Genomic DNA, 21618 nt, shown 5'->3' on the forward strand with positions numbered 1-21618 from the left:
ATCTATGTCTGAACAAAAGCCCGTAAGTCCCTGGAATTACAAACCGTGGTGGTGTCAACCCTGGTCTATAGTTCTCACAGGTTTAACATTGATTGGTGGTAGCTGGTTGCTATTTAAAACTATCTGGCTAACAGTTCTCGTCTCTATCCCCGTAGTGACATGGATGGGATTTTTTGTGTTGTTTTGGCCACAACTAATGATTCGCAGTGGGATTTTGGAGTCCTATAAAGACTAATTCGAGCTTGATATATGAGTGACGAATTAATGTCCTCTCATAATCGTCTCAAGCGGCAATCTATTGCATGAAGGGGGCGGGGAAACTCGCTTTAAAAACTCCAATCGGATGAGACGAGAGTTGAAATTAAATAATAAAGAAATCTCGAAGATGCGTGGCATTGCTGGATTTAAGCGACTTATTTTTATAAAAAAGCTTTCTGGTAGCAATCCACATATTGCTGAAGTTCTTTCCGCCAAAGAACATCATTAGATGGAATAGGATTCGGAAACTTTTTCATCAGCTCACGGGCAACATCAATGCGTCCAGCTTTTGCATAAAGTTGCACAATTGGTATGAGAAGCCTGCTGTTAGGTTCTTTTTGGTTATTGAGAATATTTGCAGCCCGTTCAAGGATTTTTATTGCTTCTTCAGGGCGATCGCGGCCGAGGTAAGCTTTAGCAAGTTTAGATGCTTGATCTGAAAATAATTCTGGCGCTGCGTAGCTATACTCTAAATCAACCGCTTGCTGGGCAATGGATAAATTACCCAGTGCTAATGCTGTAGATACCAGATAGTCAATGTTTGTGTCTTTGTAAGCATCCTGAGAAATCTCCTGGAGCGTTTGCCAGGCTGCTTCGACTTGGTTGGCCTGCAAAAACTGTTGCGAGATTAAGGACGGCATAGAGACCACATTGGGATCGTTAGGTAACGATAAAGCCCATTTGACAGCAGTTTGACGAGTCGTTTCCGCAGCGGCTGTTTCTCCAGCATTAGTATAAGCGCGAGCAATTGCTGCATATGCTTGGGCACGAGTGTCAATTTCTTTGATGTTTGATGACAAGCTTAAAGCTTTCGCTAATATCATCTGAGCTTGAGTTTTTTGCCCACTTTTTGCAAATACTGTGGCAACCTGTGCTAATGTATCAATTGCAGAAGAATACCCTGGGCTTTGACGCCAAACTCGCTCTGCAATAGAGATGGCTTTGTCAGGTTGGTTCTGTTTAGCGTAAGCGATCGCCAGAGATTGGAGTAACTCAATGCGGCGCTCAGGGTTTTTTGACAAGCGTTGAACAAAAGGTGCGATCGCATCTAGGGCATTAATTTCAGTCGCAAAGCTAATAGGTGGTTCAACTTTTGCAAATGCGTTTTGAGCAATTACTTGCTCAAAAGCTGTTTTGGCTTCTAGGAGATTGCCATCCCTAATCGCTGTCATTAGAACGTCGTCAAGACGCAAATTACTAGATGCCGCAAGTTTCACGAATTGGGCGATCGCTTTGGAGGCTTTTTCAGGTTGGTTGCGGCGGTGATATTCGCCTGCGGCTGGCAACAAATAATCCCTACGCAAATCGATGATTCCCACTCCTTCAAGTGTCGGCAGCCCCGTGAAAAGGCGGTCGGGATTGCCCCCAGCTTTTAAGTAGGCGGACAAAAAGTGATTGATTGCCAGCCCCCTGTGCAGTCCACTAAATCCATCCTTAAAGACTTTATCAGCCTGTTCGGTCTGTTTAGCGCGATCGTAAGCAGCAGCTAAACGTCCGTAGGGAGCATCATCCTCAGGAGAGATTATTTTAAAATAAAGGTTGGCTCGTGATCGCTGATTTAATTGTAGATACAGCGCAATCAGGTCTGAATTGACGACTTGTCCTGCGGGGGTAGCTTTGGCAAGACGGTCGGCAAGTAGAAGTGCTTTTTGCGATTGGTTGGTGTTCGCATAAACGCGAGCTAAAGATAAACTTGGGGTGCTACGGGAAAGAACGGTTTCAATTTGCGGCAACTGGGGGGCAATAGCTTTGGACAGTCCAAGCTCCACAACTGCATCAAGAAGCTTGGTTAATTGAACAGCGCGGGCTTGAACATTGGTAGACTTTAATGTCTTGGCGATCGCATTATTAAGAAATAGAGCAGCGCGGTCATTGCCCTGTAACTGTTGGTAATAGCCTGCTAGTTTGCCAGTCATTTCTGTTCGTAAATTCAACGATGGCAACTTTTCAATCCGATTTGCTAATTGGTCGAAAATGGCAGTGAGTTGAGGCTTCTGACTGTTGGGTAGTGCTTTGAGCAATCCATCCATTCGGGCCGGAGCACCTGTATCAGGCGGTCCTGGATCTGGCTTTTCGATCAACCATTGTCCTAACTCCCTCTGTATGGTTAAATCTAAGGAACTGGGTGATACTGCAATCGCTTGGAGTTCATCGAGTTGACGTGCCACTGCATCTGTAGCAATAGTTTCGGGCAATGGCTTTACCGGATACCAGTTGACATTATAAGTACGCTCGCCGTTCAACAAAGTTTGGCAAGTTTGATTGGAGGTTTGTGCTTGTACCAATGAAAAGGGTAAGGAAGTTGCGATCGCAAGGCTGAAAATGGGAACTATTTTCAACAAGAGGTACATTGGTTTGAATTGGGGTAAATAGCTCAACAGTAAAAAGCTGACGGTGTTGTAATGGGCGATCGCACATGTTAAATCTCTGTTTGTGCAGCCGATTTAGTGAAGTCAAACATGGTAAATAGCCAAAGGTGAAGGCGTAGCACGTCCGTTTTCCCACCGATTAATCGTCGGATATGTGACACCCAACTTTGCTGCAAACGCTAATTTACCACTTGGCTTCCATGAGTGCGGGGGTCATCTTGACTAGCCGTTGGTGCTACTGGGGCTGAAAATTTGGAAACTTTCCCGCTAGCTTGAGCATAGGGGAGAGAGGAACCAGTAACCAAAGCTTCTAAGTTGCTAGCCATAATCGTACGGGGTTGATCGCCGATCGCTTGGGCGATGGTTTCCCCTTGCTGGCTCAAAAATACAAAATGGGGAATCCCATCCACACGATATTTCAGCATTTCTGGCAGCCACTTAGTATTATCCACATTCAGCATGACAAAATTCATCTTGTCAGCATACTCTGTTTCCAGTTGGGTGATATCTGGTGCCATTTTCTGGCAGACAGTACACCAATCAGCATAAAATTCTACTAAAGATGGTTTGCCGTTGCTGACGGCTACTTCTAACGGTGTGGAGGTATCACTTAACTTGGCTAGGGTTGCCGAGGTTGTTTCAGTTCGCAATCCCAAGAAGAGGGCAACACTAAGAGAGATCGCTACCATTACAATTAAAAAGTTTCTCAAACGCTTCCCGAATGTGGATTCAGACTTATCAGGAGAATTAACAGGTGAATCGGTACTCATAACAGAATTATTAAAACTTATAAAGCTATTTCTTCTTCAGTTTAGCTGACTCCAACCGCTCTTTAATACGTATTTTGATACTCAAAATGGGTATTACAAATAAGTACTTTAGATGAAATAGGTTTTAAAAGATGATTTTAAACTTCAGAAATACCAGTGCTGTGTGTGCCGTATTTTTATTAGTCAGCGTTAGCAGCTTTCACAAGTCAGCGATCGCCACTATAAATAACCAGTCCCAACTGATAGCGCAGCAGAGTAAAACCCGGCCACACCCAGTTTTTAAATCTATTCTGCCCAAATTAAAGCAAAAGACTCAAATTAAGATTTTATTGCCGAAGTTTATTCCTGAGTCAGATGGGGAAAATCCAATTTATGCAATTATAGAAGCTGCTACGCAAAAAAAGTACGAGATTTTACTGGCTTTCACTCCCGATTGTAATGGTGCATCTGCCTGTCGTTTGGGCGTTGTTTCTGCTGAAGCTGTAACCCATAAAACACCTAGCCTGACTGGGAAACGTGTATCTTTAGCTAAGGGCATCACTGGCTATTTTGTAGATTTTACTTGTGGTGCTGGTTGTTCAGATGCTACCTTGACTTGGAGACAACAAGGTGGGCAATATATTGTTGGAATAAAAGCAGGCGATCGCACTTCTTTGGTAAAAATGGCTAATTCTGCGATTAATCCCTAGCTAACGTCAGAGTTTGATTTTACTTAAGAGCGAAACAGCTGTGGTGATTGATAAACATTTATGGCGTAGTTAACAATCCACAGCACTAATTCAAAAACCAATAAATATCGTACCCACTGCAATTCGCTTTTAGAACCCAAAAGGTTTTTATTTCTAAGTCATAAAACTTACGATTAAAGTCAATATTGCCAATCCTCCTAAAATAGCTAAAAATTGAGTAGTTCTATTACTTTTAGCGAGAATTTCTGAGTAAGATAGTTGATGATTCTGAATCATTAATATGGAATGAGGATTAAATAAAAAAGGGAATAAACGATTCAAAACTAAGCGCAGAAAGAAGTTAAGACTCCATAATCGTTTCTGTAGAGGGTCTTGATTATATTGCCAAGGATAACTAATTTGTACTAAGCGGATTAAGGCTTTAATATCTGGTTGACGTAAGCTTTCATAGCGAGGAAGTGCTTGAGAAAGATTATCTTGAGTTGCTGCCAAAATTTCATGAATTTGATAGACATCTTCTAAGGCAGAATTAACGCCTTGTCCAATGTCGGGAGGAAAACAATGAGCTGCATCTCCCAATAAAATTACCGCTGTTCCTTGGTTATCTTCAGGTTTTCCCCAAATTTTATACAAGCCTGAACAATATTGAGGAATAGGAAATTTACCCCCATCACTAGATGTAAATCTGGCTATTTCTTCAGGAGAAATAATCTTTTCTAGAGGAAGCTGCGGAAATGCTTGTTTCAGGAATTGTTTAACTTCTTCTTTGGTTTTTAATTGCCAGATTTGATGATCTGGGTAGGTAATAATATTTGCGGTTCTTGGTTGATGAGGATTTTTAAAGGGTAATAACCCCAGTGAAATTGCTTTTTTACGCCCTTTAAAAGTAGACCTAATGGCATAAGCCATTGTAGTTTGTGCTAAATCTCCTTCTGACTCTGATAAGGGAAATTGAGCAGGTAAAGTGAGAATTTTGTATTTTAAACCGGAACTAGGAGAAGGAAATTTTTGCATTTCAAAGGAATGTGATTGACCTTCCATTTGATGAAGAGTTTCACGCACAATAGAACTCAAGCCATCACAACCTACTATCAGATTAGGAATAAAGCTCAATTTTTCCTGATATTGAGATTGGGTAATAATTTCTAAATACTCTACATGTTGTTTAATTTCTACACCTTCAGTATTAAATAAGACTTGAATCGAATCTTGCCAATGTTGATGAATTTCTTGGTAAAGTAACTCCACAAAAGATGCTCTTGGCAGCCAATAGGCAGTCTTGCGTTTAGAATCAGCAATGGGTAGTTTCGTTGTTTTGCGTGTGCCGTCTTTTTGAATGACAGTCAAATAAAATTCAGTATTAGCGACACTCAAATCAGCTAGTTTGGCAGTTATTTCTAATAAATTAGTTAATTTTTGCCCTCGACCATCAATTTGATAACTAAAGGATTTATCTGGTTCGTAATAATCTGCTGATGGTCTTTTTTCAATAACTGTAATATCTTTCCAACCTCTTTTCGCTAACATTAAAGCTGTGCCTAATCCCGCCGGGCCTCCTCCCATAATGACAACGTTTTTCTTGTAAGAATGATTCATTAGACCTCTTGCAAAAAAGTTTTGTGGTATATTACTAGGTTAAACAATTTTCTAAAATTTAACTAGCCTTTCAAGTCAATCAATTCGCCCCAAACCATAGCAGCACTTTCATGGGCATGGGAATCAGTCAACGCAGTTTCAAAACATGACCCCTAGCAAGACAGATTGTAACCTAGAACAATTCAAGTTTGAAAGAGAAAAGTCACGCCCAGTCGTAGTTAATTTCAAGGGTGGAACAGTAACATCAGATACAGGATTAAATTTAATTGCGGAACTAGACCGGAAGCGAAAAATCAGATTCCGGTTGGCGTAATGTTTTAATGATTACCGAGATAAGCTAATCGGCATTCAAATTGCATAATCAGGGCGCTCATGTTGCCCACCCCACAAGATATTGAAAAGTTTTAATATGCAAATTAGATGTATTTTAGCTTACGGAATATTAAGTTGCACATCGCGTTATATATTTGGCGATCGCACTGGTAAAATAGTTATTCACAGGAGAAAGCAAATATTTTGATGAATATTCGTGAAGCACAACTTGAAGATGTTGAAACACTTTTCTATATCAGAACTAGCGTTATTGAAAACTATCAATCTCGTGAAGAGTTGGCTACTCTGGGAATTACTCCAAAAGCGATCACTACTATGTTGCAGAGTGACTTCCGTGCTTGGATTGCCGAAATCGATGGACAACCCATTGGTTTTTCAATGGCAAATGCAGTACAAAAAAATATATATGGGATATTTGTTCTGCCAGCTTTTGAAAGTCGGGGTGTAGGAAGCGCATTAATGCAGCAAGCTGAAGAATGGTTATATTCTCAGGAAATTGAAGAAATTTGGTTGTTAACTAGTAATGAACCTAAGTTGAGAGCTTATAAATTCTATCTGCATCTTAGTTGGATACCAGCAGAAGTTCAAGCTAATGGAAAAATAAAATTTATTAAAAAAAGACCTGATTGAAGAGGTGAGAATAACTTTTAATTACTTCTTAATAGTAGATGTTGAGGCAACTTGCAGTAATGATTGCACTGCGCCTCGTCACGAAATGGAGATCATCGAAATACTTAGTTTCTACAATAAAACATCTACTAAAAAGCTACAAAAAATATTTCAACTTTTGTTTACTCTATTTTCTTGTATTACATGAATAATTGATGGCACTAAAGAAATAACTATAATTAATCCAATAATCGGTAACAAATACTTATCTACCTGTTCAGGTGGCAGAGATTTCCCTAAGAAAAACCCTAACATGGTAATGCCGAATGTCCAAAGAAAGCCACCGATTAAGTTGTAAGACATAAATGTGCGATAATGCATCGCACCAATCCCAGCCACAATCGGCGCGAAAGTCCGTACAATCGGTAAAAAACGTGCTAAAACAATCGTTTTTTTACCGTGCTGTTCATAAAAGTTTTGGGTTTTAACAAGATGTTTTTTATGAAACAACCATGAATCTTCCTTTGAAAATAGTCTTCTGCCAAATTTATGCCCAGTAAAATAGCCAACATTGTCACCTAAGACTGCACAAATAAAAGCACCAAAAATCAGAACCCAAATGTTCAGTAAATTCTGAGATGCGACAAATCCAGCAGTGAACAATAAACTATCTCCAGGCAGAAAAAAACCAATTAACAAGCCAGATTCAGCAAAAACAATCGCCCATACCCCAAAGTAGCCGAGTGATTTAATCAGTTGTGGTAAATCTAGATGCATAGAATTTCTTACCTTTCAACAATAGATCCACAACATCTTAACGTTTAGCAATTTTCCTGAATAAAAAGTAATATTAAATTTCTGTAAAGTTATTGTGTAATCTTGAGAAATTTAATGACAGATGGCAGGTTTTGAGTTAGAGGTGCAAGATGCAAAGATATTTGAAAGTACTAAGATTATTTTGGGGTGCTGCGATCGCAGCCGAGTTGGAATATCGGATTAACTTTTTCATAGCTACCCTCAGCAGCTTGGGAAATCTTGTTGGCAGCCTGTTTGGCCTATTCTTGTTTTACCGGACTGGCTACACTTTTAGTGGCTGGTCATGGGAAGCAGCTTTAGTAGTTCTAGGAATTTTTACCTTACTACAAGGATTTTCTGCTACTTTTCTGGCGTCAAACTTGAATCGCATTATCCAGCATGTACAGTCAGGCACTTTGGACTTCATATTATTAAAACCTATCCGCAGTCAGTTTTGGCTTTCCACCCATACCCTTTCACCTTGGGGACTTCCGGATCTAGTTTTTGGTAGTATTATTATTGGCTATGCAGGTAAACGCCTTGGTGTAGGGATAGACAACTATCTACTTGGTGTAATGCCGTTATTCTTTAGCTTGGTGATTCTGTACAGCCTGTGGTTTATGCTGGGATCGACCAGTATCTGGTTTGTCAAAATACACAACGCTACCGAAGTGCTGAGTGGTTTGTTGGAAGCTGGACGATATCCCATCGCCGCCTATCCCACTGCTTACCGCTTTTTCTTCACCTTTGTGATGCCAGTAGCTTTTTTAACTAGTGTACCAGCCCAAGCGCTGTTGGGTCGGAGTGAAATTAGCTGGTTGATAGGTGCGGCAATATTAGCAGTAGCGTTGTTTTTGGTTTCCACTTGGTTTTGGCGGTTTGCGTTGCGGTTTTATACTAGTGCTTCGAGTTAGAGAGAGAGAAGCAAAGACAAGGCAGCGCCTTGCCCAGAGTTGTTGGAGCAAGATAAAGTTAACATATGAAAAGTAATCAAATTCCTCCTGGAAGCTTTGGTATACCTATATTAGGTGAAACACTCTCCTTTATTTTTGACCGCGATTTTGGCAAAAAGTGCTATCGCCAGTATGGGCCCATCTTCAAAACTCATCTTTTTGGCAGACCAACTGTAGTGATGATAGGGCCGGAGGCATTAGAGTTTGTTTTGTCAAGCCATACAGAAAATTTTTCTTGGCGCGAGGGATGGCCTAATAATTTCAAGATTTTACTTAGTGAATCACTTTTTCTCCAAGATGGAGAGGAACACCGCAGAAACCGCCGCTTGATGATGCCAGCGTTGCATGGCCCAGCATTGGCGAATTATGTCTCCACAATGGAAGATATTACGCGCGGCTATCTCCAAAAGTGGGAGAAAAAACAGGAGTTTACTTGGTTGCAAGAATTTAAAGAGCTGACATTTGATATTGCTAGCCAATTGTTGTTGGGTACGCGTCCTGGCCCTGAATGTGTGCGCCTTAGCAAGTTGTTTATAACCTTGGCTAATGGGCTGTTTGCTATTAACCCGTTGTCTTTACCATTTACTACATTTGGTAAAGCTATAGCTGCTCGTAATCAGATTTTAGAGCATCTAACTCAAGTTGTCAGAGAACGTCAGCAAAACCCAACTAAAGATACCATCAGCTTGTTAATACAAGCTAAAGATGAAGATGGTAATAGCTTAAGTGAAAAAGAAATCATTGCCCAAGCGGTGCTGTTACTCTTCGCTGGACATGAAACGACTACTTCGATGCTGACTTGGTTGTGTGTAGAGTTAGCCCGTCATCCAGAAGTACTCGAAAGAGCAAGAGTTGAACAATTACAATTTGCAAGTAAAGGTGATTTGAATTTAGAACAATTAGGGAAAATGCCCTATTTAGAGCAGGTTCTATGGGAAGTTGAAAGATTGCATCAACCTGCTGGAGGTGGGTTTCGTGGTGTGATTAAAGACTTTGAGTTTAAAGGTTATCACATTCCTGCTGGTTGGCAGTTGCTTTATTCAATTGTGATAACTCATAGCCTAAAGGAAATATACCTTGAACCAGAGCGTTTTGATCCAGATCGTTTCAGTCCCCAGCGCCAAGAACACAAAAAGTATCCTTTTAGTTTAGTTGGTTTCGGTGGTGGGCCACGCATCTGTATTGGTATCGCCTTTGCCAAAATGGAAATGAAGATCATTGCTGCCCACCTTCTACGCAATTATCATTGGGAGATATTACCCAATCAAAGTTTAGAAACAGTGTTCTTTCCCAGCAATCGCCCTAAAGATGGGTTATGGGTTCGATTTCAACCTCGGTGAAATGTTATATGGCATCTCAAATAGACATACATTTACCTAATGGAGTTTTACAACGCTTGCAAAATGTGAAAGATTTTGTAAGTGAAAATGTTAACTCTTTAAGTAACTCAGCAGAGCAAATTGGAAAATCTTTAAAGGCAACAGCAACTACAATTACTGATAGAGCAATTGATACAGTTACGACAAGCTTAGAACAAAGTTGGCAAACTGCTGATAAATTTAAGAGTACAACATCGGGAGCAGTTAAAGATGCGATCGCATCTTCTGCAAGTGATTGGCTGACACAACACCCGATATTTTTTAAGTTAGTTCAAATACTAGGTTGGGCGACTAATCACCCAATTATTAGTATAGTGATTTTGCTGTTTGCGATCGCTTTACTTTGGAGCATCATCAAAGCAATTGTCCGCTTGATTGAAACAGCTAGTTGGTCAATACTCCAAGTACCGATAAAATTAATTCAGGCTTTTCTTAAAGTTAGCTTTTTATCCTTAGTAAAAGTTGGCGGTTTTGCTATTCAACGAATCACAGGTGCTAAAACAACTGATAACCTGCCAGCTTTACTACCTGAGAATTTTCAACCAAATAAACAACAACGATTAGCAGAAATTTCTAATCGTTTAGAAGCAATTCAAAAGGAACAAAATAAGCTTTTACAAGAAGCAGCAGACTTGATTGCTGACAATACAATTGATATAGAAGTATCAAAAATTAAACAGCTAAAAAGCGTTGAATCACATCTTGGCTGAGTTCAGATGTGGAACCGGAGGCGACAATACCACCTTTTTGCATGGCGTAATAGTAATCAGCCTGACGGACGAAATGTAAATGTTGCTCTACCAATAAAACTGAAATGCCTGTAGTTTCGATAATGCGGCGGACTGCGGCTTCAATTTCCAGGATGATGGATGGTTGAATACCTTCCGTGGGTTCATCTAAGACGAGTAATTGAGGTTCTCCCATTAAAGCACGGGCGATCGCTAATTGTTGCTGTTGTCCACCACTCAAATCACCACCCATCCGCGAAAGCATGGTTTTTAACACCGGGAATAAGCTAAAAACTTCCTCTGGAATTTCTGCTTTTTTTGCCTGCTTCTTTCTTGCTTCCAACCCCAGCAGCAGATTTTCTTTAACTGTCAACCGGGGGATAATCTCTCGTCCTTGGGGGACATAACCAATTCCTAACTTTGCCCTTTGGTCGGGAGATTTAGAGTTGATTAATTCTCCAGCTAAGTTAATTGTACCGCTGCGGGGTTTGAGTAAACCCATAATTGTTTTGAGTAATGTAGATTTACCTACGCCATTGCGTCCAATTAGGCAGATCATTTGCCCAGATGGTACGCTCAAATCTACATTGCGAAGAATATGGCTTTCACCGTAATAAACGTTAAGGTTAGAAATTTTTAGCATAGGGAAGGGGAGAAAAGACAGGATGAACTTACGCTTCCTTAGATTTTAACTGCCGTTGGGGTAGACGCTTTGATCGTGTTTTTCGTGACAAATCATATCAAAATATGGCATTTGTATGAGCAAACAAGAGGAATGTGGGTATATTTGCTGAAATTTGTTCAAAAAAACAGGTCTAGGAGTTTTGAAGCTAATTTCCGAGTTCAAAACTAAGTTTTCAAGTTCAAAACTAAGTTTTCAAGTTCAAAACTAAGTTTTCAAGTCAGAAATTAGATTTTTGACTTCAAAAACCAATTTACAAGTTTAAAACCAAAGTTTGCTAGGTCAATTACCTCAAGTTTGGGATGCGTAATAGGCTCACAGGTAAGAGCAGCAGAGCAATGTTAGCCTACTGACCGCAACAAACGAGTAAAACCTTCTTGCTCAAAGTGTTTATCAGTTGTTAATGCCTCCATAATTCCTTGCCTACGCATCAACACAAAACTTACAGCATCACATAACGAATAGGTTTTATCCTGTCTTGCTAACAATAAATCTATTGCTTCTCAATGTAGCAGCTCATCAACCCATACAATTTGAACGCCTGAATTGTTGATTAGTTCAAGGCTGTATGACAGTACAGTTGAACGGGAAAACCCTCGAACCAATGCTAAAGCCACTAATTCTGCTAGAACATAGTTGTGCGTAGGCCGAGTTCTGGTTGTAGTAGCAATCAGTTCAACTGCCTTTTCATGTTGTGGCTCATCTTTATGAAGAAAGCAGAGCAATCCTGACGTATCAAGCAGCATAATTTATATTCCAATGCTTAAAAGTCATTGGCGTAAGCTTTTGCCAAGTCAGCATCAATGCTTTCGTTATCTATACCTGTGGAATAACCCAAGCTAATTACACCTGCATAACTAAGTAACCGTTGATGTGCTTCTTCTGGCTGAACTTCTATGCCTAGCGCATTTACACCTTCTTTGCCATCCAACTTGATATTTTCATTAGCTTTATCTAGAAGAAGCAGAAAAGTTGAACGCTGCGAATCATCAAGATAATCTTGAATCTTTTTGGCATTCTTGAGGTGAGTTGTTAATGATTGTATGTGTTTACTAACGTTAGTATCTTTCTGACGAATGTACTCTTCAACAGTCACACTAGAAAGCAGTATTTTTAATTTATTTTGGTTAAGACCAGATAGAATACTCTTCAACAGAGGACGTGATTCTGGTTTTGGAGCTAAATTTAAGTAAATACATGTATCGAATAGAACATATTGCATAGTTATATGAAATACTTCAATTTTATTGAATGTTATTATACTAAAGATTTCTGCATATGTAATTGTTGACTGTTTGGCTAACTGGAATATATAGCTCATACTTCATAATATACAGATGCTAGGCAGAGCAAATGACCCAAAGGACGAAAACCCAAAAACTGCTGACCTTTGAGGAGTATCTTACCTATGACGATGGTACAGACACGCGCTATGAGTTGGTGGATGGAGAACTAGTCGAGATGCCACCAGAAAGTCAGGAAAATAGCAATCTGGCAAGATTTCTATTCATTGAACTACTAAAACATTTTCCCTTTTATTTAGTTGCTCACAAGGATACAGAAATTGAGGTAGCGGGGCGACGGGCGAGATGTCGTTTACCTGACTTAATGGTTTACACAGAAGAATCTTATGCCGCCCTTATTGATGCGCCTCGTGCCACCCTCACCCGTGATATGCCGCCACCTGCGCTAGTGATTGAAATTGTTTCTCCAGGAACAGCAAACCGTGTCCGTGATTATCGCTACAAGCGGACAGAGTATGCTGCTAGGGAAATATTGGAGTATTGGATTGTTGACGCACAGATACAACAAATTACGATTTGCCAGTGGGTGGAGGGACAGTATGAAGATAAGGTATTTACAGGTGCGACTTGCATGGAATCAGTGGTAATTGCTGATTGGGCGCTAACAGTAGAGCAGGTGTTTAACAGCGCAAAGCGACCAGAATTACCAGGCGAATAGAAAGTACTATCGAGTTTTTTATTCTTGCTGTTGTCCCAAATATACTTCAATCACACGAGAGTCATTTTGCACTTCCTCAAAATTACCTTCGCACAGCACCGAACCTTCATGTAACACTGTTACTTTTTGGGCAATTTGACGCACAAATTCCATATCGTGTTCAATTACTAAAATTGAATGACTCTGAGCTAGTGCTAAAAGCAGTTCACCGATGTTGTAGGTTTCTTCATCTGTTAAACCAGCAACTGGTTCATCAACAAGTAATAAGTCTGGTGACTGTGCTACTAACATGCCAATTTCTAAACGTTGCTTTTCTCCGTGGGAAAGTAAACCTGCTCTGATATCTGCTTTAGGAGTTAACCCGATAGTTTCCAATAATCCTTTAATCCTATTATTTTCAGCAGTATTAGAACGCCCAAACAAAGTAGAAAATACATTTTTATTACGGTTGCTAGTAATTTCTAGATTTTCACGGGGCGTTAAATTTAGGTAAATTCGGGGTGTTTGAAACTTCCGCCCAATTCCCAACCGCGCAATTTGATGTTCAGGTAAAGAACGTAGGTTTCTTCCTTTGAAGATAACTCGCCCTACGGTTGGTTGCACTTTCCCAGTAATGACATCAAGAAACGTTGTCTTTCCCGCACCGTTGGGGCCAATTACTACCCGCAATTCACCCACATCCATACTAAAGTTTAGCTGGTTTAGCGCCTTAAAACCGTCAAAACTAACAGTTACGTTTTCAGTTTCCAATATTTTCGCGTTCATGTTGCACTTGTGCGTCTTCTTCCAAGGTGGGATATGTAGCAATTTGTTGACGACGGTTGAAAAGAGAAATATTCTGACTACGCAACCATCCAACTATGCCGTCAGGTAACACTGTGACGACTATTAAAAATAGTGCGCCTTGGAAAAATAGCCAGATTTCTGCAAATTGTTCACTTAAAAAAGTGCGGGCATAATTGACTAACAAAGTTCCAACAATCGCCCCAATTAAAGTACTGCGTCCCCCTACAGCCACCCAAATTACCATTTCAATCGAAAAGGCAATATCCATTGCTCTGGGTGATACAGAACCACTCTGAAGGGTGTAAAATGCTCCTGCTATACCTGCGATCGCACCTGAAACTGCAAACACCAACACCTTATAATCTGTAGGGTTGTAGCCAGAAAATCGTACCCGACTTTCATCATCACGAATCGCTATCAACAACCTCCCAAAGCGCCCAGTTGTCAACCAGCGACAAATGCCGTAGGTAATTGCGAGAAACACTACCGTTAGCGTGTAGAAAACAAATTGCGTTTTCGCATCACTAACTGTTGCCCCAAATAAAGTTGTAAAATCTATCAGTCCGTTCGTACCGTTGAAAAGTTGTTGTTGGCCGTTAAAGAAGTTGAAAAATACAATAGTTCCGGCTTGAGTCAAGATAGAAAAATAAACTCCCTTGAGGCGATTACGAAATACTAAATATCCTAACAATCCCGCTAATAACCCTGGAATTAGTACCACAGAAGCTATTGTCAAAGGAAAAGAATAAAAAGGTTTCCAAAACCCCGGAAGTTCCGTGACGCCATAAAGTCCCATGAAATCAGGTAACTCACCAGTGGGAACTTGCAATTTCAGGTACATTGCGATCGCATATCCACCCAAACCGAAGAAAATACCATGTCCCAAACTCAATAAACCAGTATAACCCCAAATCAAATCAATACCCAAAGCCACAATCGCCAGTGACAAAAATCGCCCCAACAAATTCAGCCGAAACTCCGTAAGCACCAGTGGCATAATGATAATGAGGAAAAGTGCGATCGCCACCACCACCCCCACCTCAATTAAAATTAATCTTCCTCCCCTCTTCCTCATTCTCTGCGCCCTCCGCGCCTCTGCGGTTTAAACATCAACAGTACGTCCCTTCTGCGGAAAAATCCCCCCAGGCTTCCACTGTAAAAACACAATAATCAGCGCAAATACCATCACCTTAGCCATACTCGTCGTCGCAAAAAAAGTAAACAAATCAGCCAAAGGCTTTACAGGAGTCAACAACACAGCCAAAGTCCCAGAACCAATTAAAAAATTAGCCGTACCAATAGCCAAAGCAGCCACAATCGTACCGACTAAATTGCCCACACCCCCAACAACAACAACCATAAAAGTATCAATAATATAGTTTTGTCCCGTATTTGGCCCTACAGAACCGAGCAAACTAATAGCACATCCAGCCACACCAGCTAAACCAGAACCCAGTGCAAAAGTAATCGCGTCAACCTTTTGAGTTGGGATACCCAAACAAGCGCTCATACTCCGGTTTTGCGTCACAGCCCGAATCCTTAAACCCCAGCTAGAACGTTGTAAAAATAAATAAATTCCCGCCACACAGATTATTGTTAAAGCAATAATAAATAACCTAGCAAAGGGCAATTGCACACCAGCCAAAGATATCCCCGCTTGTAACCAAGTAGGCGCAGTTACATCTACATTTTGAGCGCCAAACCAAGGTTGAGTCACTCCAAGCTGATAAGTTTGACTCAATAAATTGCCCGTTGTGATTGTCACCCCCAGCGATAGTAAAAATATCACCGCCACAATCCAGTTACGAACTCTTCCCAAATTCGTGCGAGAATTTAAAATCCATAAACCTCCAAAAAACAATAGAGAAAATATAACTATGCCAATTATCAATACCCAATTTACGCTGCGAACCAACTGCTGAAAAATTAAACTTACTCCCCAAGTTGCTAATAAAGTTTCAAGAGGGCGTCCATAGAGATAACGAATCACGCTTCTTTCTAAGATTAATCCCACAGCAGCCGTAAACATAAAAGCAATAATCAAAGCCAAAAATATATAAACTTCAAACCATATTCCGCCCAATTGTTTACAGCCATTTTGGACAACAAATGTTGTATAAGCACCAAACATCATCAATTCACCATGCGCCATATTGATGACGCCCATCAATCCAAATATAATCGCCAGTCCCAACGCAGCAATTAATAATACCGCGCCAATACTAATACCATTAAATACAGCTTCTAAAAAACCTGCTAACACTTTTTTGCCCTACATATCAGCTTCTAGTTAACCATTATTAGCCTCGTTCCCAGTCTCAGACTGGGAATGCTTACTGAGAGGCTCCGCCTCTTAACTCGCAGCAGAACCGCAATGAGTTACATTTCCAGGTTCCACCTGGAAACGAGAATTTCACAAATTTAGACTTTCTTGTATTTACCACCCTTAGCAGGGTCAGTCCAATCACAAGCAAATCCCTTAGTCTCTTTGACAAATTGATTCCAAGGAACTGGCTCAACTGCTGTCGGAGTAGCATAGACAATATCAAACAAACCATCTAGCCTTACTTGACCAATTCGCACAATTTTGGATATGTGATGATTAGCATCCATTGTCACTTTACCTTCAGGTGCATCTACGGTTTGACCATACGCCGCAGCACTCACTTTAGCTATGTCTGTAGTACCAGCTTTTTCTACTGCTTGCTTCCACAAATAAACAGCGATGTATGCTGCTTCCATTGGGTCATTTGTTACCCGATTTTCACCGTACTCTTTCTTAAAAGCTGCAACAAACTTCTTATTAGCAGGTGTGTCTACTGTTTGGAAGTAATTCCAAGCAGCGTAGTGACCTTTGAGATACTCTACACCAATTGCTTTAACTTCTTCTTCAGCAATACTGACAGACATAGAAGGATATCTATCTGGTGTCAATCCAGCACCTTTCAATTGTTTGAAAAAAGCAACGTTACTATCACCATTCAGAGTATTGTAAATTACACCTCCATTAGGCAAAGCTTGCTTAATTTTAGTGATAATTGGTGTAACTTCTGCGTTACCTAGCGGTAAATAATCTTCGCCAACTGTTTTACCACCTAAAGCTTCGAGTTGAGCTTTAATAATTGTGTTAGCAGTCCGGGGAAAAACGTAGTCAGAGCCAACTAAAAAAAATTCTTTGCCCTTATTTTTCAACAGCCAATCAACAGACGGTTCGATTTGTTGATTTGGCGCAGCGCCAGTGTAAAAAATATTTTTAGAACACTCTTGACCTTCGTACTGCACAGGATACCAGAGCATATGGTTTTTGCTCTCAAATACTGGCTTCACATTCTTACGGCTAGCAGAAGTCCAACAACCAAAAACTACAGCGACTTTATCTTGATCTATTAGCTTAGTTGCCTTTTCTCTAAAAGTATCCCAGTTAGAAGCACCATCTTCAGTAATTGCTTCAATTTGTTTACCTAAGATACCACCGCCAGCGTTAATTTCTTTGATTGCTAATTTTTCAGCATCGACAACGCTTTTTTCACTAATAGCCATCGTACCACTTAGAGAGTGCAAAATACCTACTTTGATGGTGTCCCCAGCAGTAGCAGCAGCTGGGGAAGCAGTAGGTGCGACTGGACTCTCTGTAGCAGTTGGAGAATTATTCGCGCAAGCTTTTAGAAAAAAGCTGCTTCCAAAAGTTAGAGAACCATAGATTAAAAACTTGCGTCGGTTAAATTGTTTTCTCATATCTTTATGAATTTTCCTTTTGATGAATCAACTAACTTAATAGAAAGCTGACAGGATCAAACTTTAAAGTGTGATAATAGTGCGATATTTTACTAGTAAAAAGTTACTTCTTATACAAAATGTTTGTTTTTGTAATAAAAAAATAAATTTTTAATATTAATTTTTGTTAAGCTTAATATTATGAAATTATTGCTAGCAGTGAAGAGATAGTTCGATCATAATTTCATCTTTCTTGCCAGAAGCAAAATTAGCAAAGCGCTTTGCCAAAGGTGGTATAATCACCAAAGGATTGCTAAACCCAGAGAATAGATGAACGCTCTCAAATCCTGGGATAGTACCAATCAAGGGCAAGCGATCGCTACTAAATGCCACCAAGCAATGATGCCAAGTTCCTGGTAAATTCTCTAAAACTGGCAAAACCTCACCAACACTTTTTCGCAGCCACTTTTCACTCGCCTCTGAGTCTACCTTGGCATGAGGATGTGTGAGAACGCGGCTAATTTGACCGATGCGGAAGCTACCATCTTGAAACTGAATCGCACCCGCATCTAAAATTGGCGGTACTGGCTCATTACCGGGTTGATTCCACAATTCATCAACTTGAGTAGATTCAGCTTCTAGTTGAAACCGTTGCACATTAGCTAGCATAACTAAGGTGCGTAACTGCACATCAACGGGTGAGGTTTCAATTATTTCTGCGTGGGTAAAATACAGCTTGATGGGAATACCAGCAGATTTTAAAAGCTGGCGGCTGAGTCCACCGGCACAAATGACAACGTTAGCACTGTGGAAAGTTGCAGTAGTTGTTTTTACACCGTCTTTCAATATTTGTAATACTTGCGTAATCTGTATTTCACCCCCAGCCCGCTCAAAAGCTTGGATGTAAGCTTGTGCTGTTTTTTCTGGGTGAATATGACCGTGTTTGACAGTTAAAGCACCAGATATCGCCTCTCGATTTAGCAGTGGTTCCAACTCACAAGCTTCTTGGACACTCAGTAAACGAGGTGGAATAGCAAAATGATTATATGATGCAGCAGTTGCTTCTGGGTCACTAGCGGCTGAAATAGTTAATAATAAATCTAATTCCCGAAATTGGATATCAGCGTCTAACTCTTGAGATAGGATATGGTAACGTGCGATCGCTTCTTCGCACAATTGCCGAGTTAATGTTGTAGTACCTGACCAATAGGCAAGCCCACCATAACTATAGCGAGTTGCATTCTGTGGTGTGCTGTATTGCTCTAACAAAAGTACAGAAAAGCCAGTTTTAGCTAGTTCGTAGGCGAGGGCAGCACCCGCAATTCCACCACCAACCACAATCCAGTCGTAGGTTTTCATCTAATATGTTGCTTGCAAACGTTGTAAAAGATATTCTCCTGCAAAAATAGGGGGATAAATAGGCGATTGTTCTTTCTGGCAACTTTCCAAACAAGCAATTTCTATATCATCATTAGGATGACAGAAAAAAGCAATAGAATACCGGGACTGTTTCAGCCTGTTATCACTGGGAATCATTACCCGATGCTTGGTTGAGGAAAACAGATGATTTGTCCACCGTTGCATCAAATCGCCAGTATTGACTACTACAGTATCAGGAATTGCAGGCGCGGCAATCCACTCTCCAGATGTTGTCTGTACTTCCAAGCCCCCAACGTCATCTTGGAAAAGTAAGGTAATACTGCCATAATCGGAATGCTCACCAGCACGCAATTGTCCGGGTTTGGGTGGTGTCTGCAATGGGGGATAGTGCAGCGATCGCAAGGTATGATGTTGTTGATTGTGCTTTGTGATAAAAAAATCTTCTGGCAATGACAACGCCAAAGCAAATGTTTGCAGTACCGTGTTAGCAAGTTCTGTACAACTCTCATAAAAGGTGAGAATAGAAGCATCTATCTCTACAGCCTCTTGTTTGCCTAAATTCAACGCTTCTTTCAGGTCGCCTGGTTTATTGGGGTCAACACGTTCTCTCTCAAGACCAACATAACCCGTGTTACTAAACTCATCACTCCAAGCTTGCTTTTGCTTAACTTCTAAAGGTAAATTGAAGAAAGATTTGCTGTGAGTGAACACTTGCCTTATTAGGTCTTTTGATATTCCTGAATTCTGTAAATACATGAAGCCAATTTCATGGCAAGCTTGATAGATTTGTTTGATAACAGTTTGCCGAGTTATTGTGTTGCCATTGGTAAAGGCAGTTAAATCTATTACTGGAATTGTAACCATTTATACATAATTAGAGATTTTGTGTTTTGTTAACATATAACATATAAAGTAGTATACTCAATACTTAGGTACGAAACTTTACAATGACTCTTGCTCCTTGGCGAAGCGCGATCGCTCATGCACTCGATCGCAACCGCAGCCTTGTTTATGCCCGTTACCTGCAACTAGCAACGGTGCAGCCGAACGGTCGCCCCGCTAATCGTACCCTAGTCTTTCGCAACTTTCTGGAAGATACAAACCAGCTAAAATTTATCATCGATAGCCGTAGCGCTAAAGCCGACCAGATAAAGCAACAACCTTGGGCAGAAGTTTGCTGGTACTTCCCCAATACACGAGAACAATTCCGAATCACTGGCTGTTTAACTCTGGTAGGAAATGATGATTCTCACCAGAATTTACAACCAGCCCGCATTTCCATTTGGCAAGAACTGAGTGATGCTGCACGTTTACAATTTGCTTGGCCCCATCCTGGTAAACCCAGAGTTGAAACCCCAGAAGCTTTTGCACCACCAGCACCCGACTCCATGCAACCATTGCCTAATTTTTGCCTACTGCTACTCGACCCAGTGCAGGTAGACCACTTAGAATTGCAGGGCGAACCACAAAATAGAAAGTTTTATCGCCGCGATGAAAATCAAGAATGGTTTTATGAAGAAATTAATCCTTAATTTTGCCAGTCAGAAGTTATGAGTTGGAAGGTGCAAAGATAATTTTTATTCCTCACTCCTCACTCTTAACTCCTAACTTTCTTTAAATACCCGCACCATCTAAAAACTGCTGTATTGCCTTATCTTTAAGGCTACACACAGGAGCATCCTGTGAGAAATCAGCTTGGTTAGAAGCTACACAACCTGCCAACACAAGAGTTTTTCCAGAAGAGTTGGTGCGCTGAAGAGTTTGTATTTGTTCTTCTAGCGCCTCAATCCGGTCTACTAAAGCACGAATTACTTCAGCTTCCGAATCTGGTAAGTTATTGTGTTCAAGAGGTGCAACTCGGACTCCAGAACGATATATAATCCGTCCAGGCACGCCCACTACAGTACAGTCTGAAGGCACATCCCTGAGAACAACAGACCCCGCACCAATACGGACATTATTGCCAATTTGGATATTGCCCAGTACCTTAGCTCCAGCTCCAACTACAACATTTTCACCAACAGTGGGATGGCGCTTGCCACATTCTTTACCAGTACCTCCAAGAGTGACACCCTGATAAATTAAGGCATAATTTCCCACGATCGCAGTTTCACCAATTACTACACCCATGCCGTGGTCAATAAACACACTTTGCCCAATTGTTGCACCAGGGTGGATTTCAATTCCAGTCAAAAACCGAGCCAAGTGAGAAATCAGGCGGGGAATAAAGGGAAGACCAACAGTATACAGCCAGTGAGCCAGCCTATAGAATAGCAGGGCTTGCAAACCAGGGTAACAAAATAAAACTTCCAACCAGTTACGGGCAGCTGGGTCACGTTCAAAGATGATACGAAAGTCAGCACGTAGTATAGATAGCACGAGATAGCACCCTCGGAAAGCACAACAAGCTACTCTCCCATATTATCCTCTCAAGGTGTTACACCTAAAAACTGGGCATTGGACACTTGTACTGAGCGACTTGTGCCGAGTTTAGCCTGAGCGGCATAGCTTCGCTTAAGGCGCAGCCTAAGAAGAGAAGTATTAGGCATCTTACTTTTCCCGTTATCTTTTTAGTGAAGCGATGTCTACGACGGGCTACGCCTAGGCTTACTATG

Annotated in this window: 22 protein-coding genes and 2 pseudogenes; 9 read left to right on the top strand and 15 right to left on the bottom strand. The window is 40.8% G+C overall.

The genetic code is table 11. From position 1 onward, the window contains the following. The first annotated feature begins 4 nt into the window (after positions 1-4). A complete protein-coding gene (locus V7K48_RS20370; protein WP_334975627.1) occupies positions 5-235 on the top strand; it encodes a DUF6737 family protein in 231 nt (76 codons plus the stop codon). Between the two features lie 184 nt (positions 236-419). On the opposite strand, the gene V7K48_RS20375 is transcribed toward V7K48_RS20370, so the two are convergent. The 3 genes and pseudogenes from V7K48_RS20375 to V7K48_RS20380 form a co-directional block, all read right to left on the bottom strand. Next, entirely contained in the window at positions 420-2609 is a 2190-nt protein-coding gene (locus tag V7K48_RS20375; RefSeq protein ID WP_335075027.1) for a hypothetical protein, read from the bottom strand. Positions 2610-2711: 102 nt separating this feature from the next. After that, a pseudogene (locus V7K48_RS35085) lies at positions 2712-2798 on the bottom strand (helix-turn-helix domain-containing protein); the annotation flags it as partial. 8 nt (positions 2799-2806) lie between these two features. Then, positions 2807-3397, bottom strand: a complete 591-nt coding sequence (locus V7K48_RS20380) for a thioredoxin family protein (RefSeq protein ID WP_335075028.1) — start codon at positions 3395-3397, stop codon at positions 2807-2809. 131 nt (positions 3398-3528) lie between these two features. On the opposite strand from V7K48_RS20380, the gene V7K48_RS20385 reads away from it, so the two are divergent. Next, entirely contained in the window at positions 3529-4086 is a 558-nt protein-coding gene (locus V7K48_RS20385) for a hypothetical protein (protein ID WP_335075029.1), read from the top strand. 153 nt (positions 4087-4239) lie between these two features. On the opposite strand, the gene V7K48_RS20390 is transcribed toward V7K48_RS20385, so the two are convergent. Beyond that, entirely contained in the window at positions 4240-5682 is a 1443-nt protein-coding gene (locus tag V7K48_RS20390) for an FAD-dependent oxidoreductase (RefSeq protein WP_335075030.1), read from the bottom strand. A 145-nt stretch (positions 5683-5827) separates the two neighbouring features. On the opposite strand from V7K48_RS20390, the pseudogene V7K48_RS35090 reads away from it, so the two are divergent. Further along, positions 5828-5992, top strand: a pseudogene (locus V7K48_RS35090) (IS1380 family transposase); the annotation flags it as partial. Between the two features lie 209 nt (positions 5993-6201). Continuing rightward, complete coding sequence (locus V7K48_RS20395) at positions 6202-6645, top strand: GNAT family N-acetyltransferase (RefSeq protein WP_335075031.1); 444 nt, start codon at positions 6202-6204, stop codon at positions 6643-6645. Between the two features lie 150 nt (positions 6646-6795). Here V7K48_RS20395 and V7K48_RS20400 read toward each other — a convergent pair whose 3' ends face one another. After that, on the bottom strand, positions 6796-7401 hold the full coding sequence (locus V7K48_RS20400; RefSeq protein WP_335075032.1) for a DedA family protein: 606 nt from the start codon (positions 7399-7401) through the stop codon (positions 6796-6798). A 149-nt stretch (positions 7402-7550) separates the two neighbouring features. Between V7K48_RS20400 and V7K48_RS20405 the strand changes: the two genes are divergently transcribed. From V7K48_RS20405 to V7K48_RS20415, 3 genes are all read left to right on the top strand, one after another. Further along, positions 7551-8333: an ABC transporter permease gene (locus tag V7K48_RS20405; protein ID WP_335075033.1), complete on the top strand. Its 783-nt coding sequence runs from the start codon at positions 7551-7553 to the stop codon at positions 8331-8333. Between the two features lie 65 nt (positions 8334-8398). Continuing rightward, entirely contained in the window at positions 8399-9712 is a 1314-nt protein-coding gene (locus tag V7K48_RS20410; protein ID WP_335075034.1) for a cytochrome P450, read from the top strand. 8 nt (positions 9713-9720) lie between these two features. Then, positions 9721-10461: a hypothetical protein gene (locus V7K48_RS20415; protein WP_335075035.1), complete on the top strand. Its 741-nt coding sequence runs from the start codon at positions 9721-9723 to the stop codon at positions 10459-10461. Here the strand turns inward: V7K48_RS20415 and urtE are convergent. The 3 genes from urtE to V7K48_RS20430 form a co-directional block, all read right to left on the bottom strand. Beyond that, positions 10424-11122 carry an urea ABC transporter ATP-binding subunit UrtE gene (gene urtE / locus V7K48_RS20420; protein ID WP_335075036.1) on the bottom strand — a complete coding sequence of 233 codons (699 nt, stop codon included), beginning with the start codon at positions 11120-11122 and terminating at the stop codon, positions 10424-10426. The genes V7K48_RS20415 and urtE overlap by 38 nt on opposite strands. A 542-nt stretch (positions 11123-11664) precedes the next feature. Beyond that, a complete protein-coding gene (locus V7K48_RS20425) occupies positions 11665-11907 on the bottom strand; it encodes a hypothetical protein (protein WP_335075037.1) in 243 nt (80 codons plus the stop codon). A gap of 17 nt (positions 11908-11924) precedes the next feature. Beyond that, positions 11925-12383 (bottom strand): PIN domain-containing protein, encoded by a 459-nt coding sequence (locus V7K48_RS20430; protein WP_335075038.1) that lies wholly within the window; start codon positions 12381-12383, stop codon positions 11925-11927. A 131-nt stretch (positions 12384-12514) separates the two neighbouring features. On the opposite strand from V7K48_RS20430, the gene V7K48_RS20435 reads away from it, so the two are divergent. Next, entirely contained in the window at positions 12515-13123 is a 609-nt protein-coding gene (locus V7K48_RS20435) for a Uma2 family endonuclease (protein ID WP_335075039.1), read from the top strand. A gap of 18 nt (positions 13124-13141) precedes the next feature. On the opposite strand, the gene urtD is transcribed toward V7K48_RS20435, so the two are convergent. The 6 genes from urtD to V7K48_RS20465 all read right to left on the bottom strand — a co-directional run bounded on the left by urtD (position 13142) and on the right by V7K48_RS20465 (position 19867). Further along, positions 13142-13888: an urea ABC transporter ATP-binding protein UrtD gene (urtD, locus tag V7K48_RS20440; protein ID WP_335075040.1), complete on the bottom strand. Its 747-nt coding sequence runs from the start codon at positions 13886-13888 to the stop codon at positions 13142-13144. Next, positions 13863-14984, bottom strand: coding sequence for an urea ABC transporter permease subunit UrtC (gene urtC, locus V7K48_RS20445; protein WP_335075041.1), 1122 nt, complete (start codon positions 14982-14984; stop codon positions 13863-13865). The genes urtD and urtC overlap by 26 nt, the downstream gene beginning before the upstream one ends. Before the next feature lie 27 nt (positions 14985-15011). Then, complete coding sequence (locus tag V7K48_RS20450; protein ID WP_335075042.1) at positions 15012-16172, bottom strand: ABC transporter permease subunit; 1161 nt, start codon at positions 16170-16172, stop codon at positions 15012-15014. 158 nt (positions 16173-16330) lie between these two features. Then, positions 16331-17644 carry an urea ABC transporter substrate-binding protein gene (gene urtA / locus V7K48_RS20455; protein ID WP_335075043.1) on the bottom strand — a complete coding sequence of 438 codons (1314 nt, stop codon included), beginning with the start codon at positions 17642-17644 and terminating at the stop codon, positions 16331-16333. A gap of 192 nt (positions 17645-17836) precedes the next feature. Next, on the bottom strand, positions 17837-18982 hold the full coding sequence (locus tag V7K48_RS20460) for an NAD(P)/FAD-dependent oxidoreductase (RefSeq protein ID WP_335075044.1): 1146 nt from the start codon (positions 18980-18982) through the stop codon (positions 17837-17839). Further along, positions 18983-19867, bottom strand: a complete 885-nt coding sequence (locus V7K48_RS20465; RefSeq protein ID WP_335075045.1) for an isopenicillin N synthase family dioxygenase — start codon at positions 19865-19867, stop codon at positions 18983-18985. Between the two features lie 83 nt (positions 19868-19950). On the opposite strand from V7K48_RS20465, the gene V7K48_RS20470 reads away from it, so the two are divergent. Further along, complete coding sequence (locus V7K48_RS20470) at positions 19951-20535, top strand: Npun_F5749 family FMN-dependent PPOX-type flavoprotein (RefSeq protein ID WP_335075046.1); 585 nt, start codon at positions 19951-19953, stop codon at positions 20533-20535. An 82-nt stretch (positions 20536-20617) separates the two neighbouring features. On the opposite strand, the gene cysE is transcribed toward V7K48_RS20470, so the two are convergent. Next, positions 20618-21382, bottom strand: a complete 765-nt coding sequence (gene cysE / locus V7K48_RS20475) for a serine O-acetyltransferase (RefSeq protein WP_335075047.1) — start codon at positions 21380-21382, stop codon at positions 20618-20620. Positions 21383-21618: the final 236 nt, after the last annotated feature.

The sequence above is a fragment of the Nostoc sp. genome, from assembly GCF_036919615.1.
In the GTDB taxonomy this organism is placed as follows: Bacteria; Cyanobacteriota; Cyanobacteriia; order Cyanobacteriales; family Nostocaceae; genus Nostoc.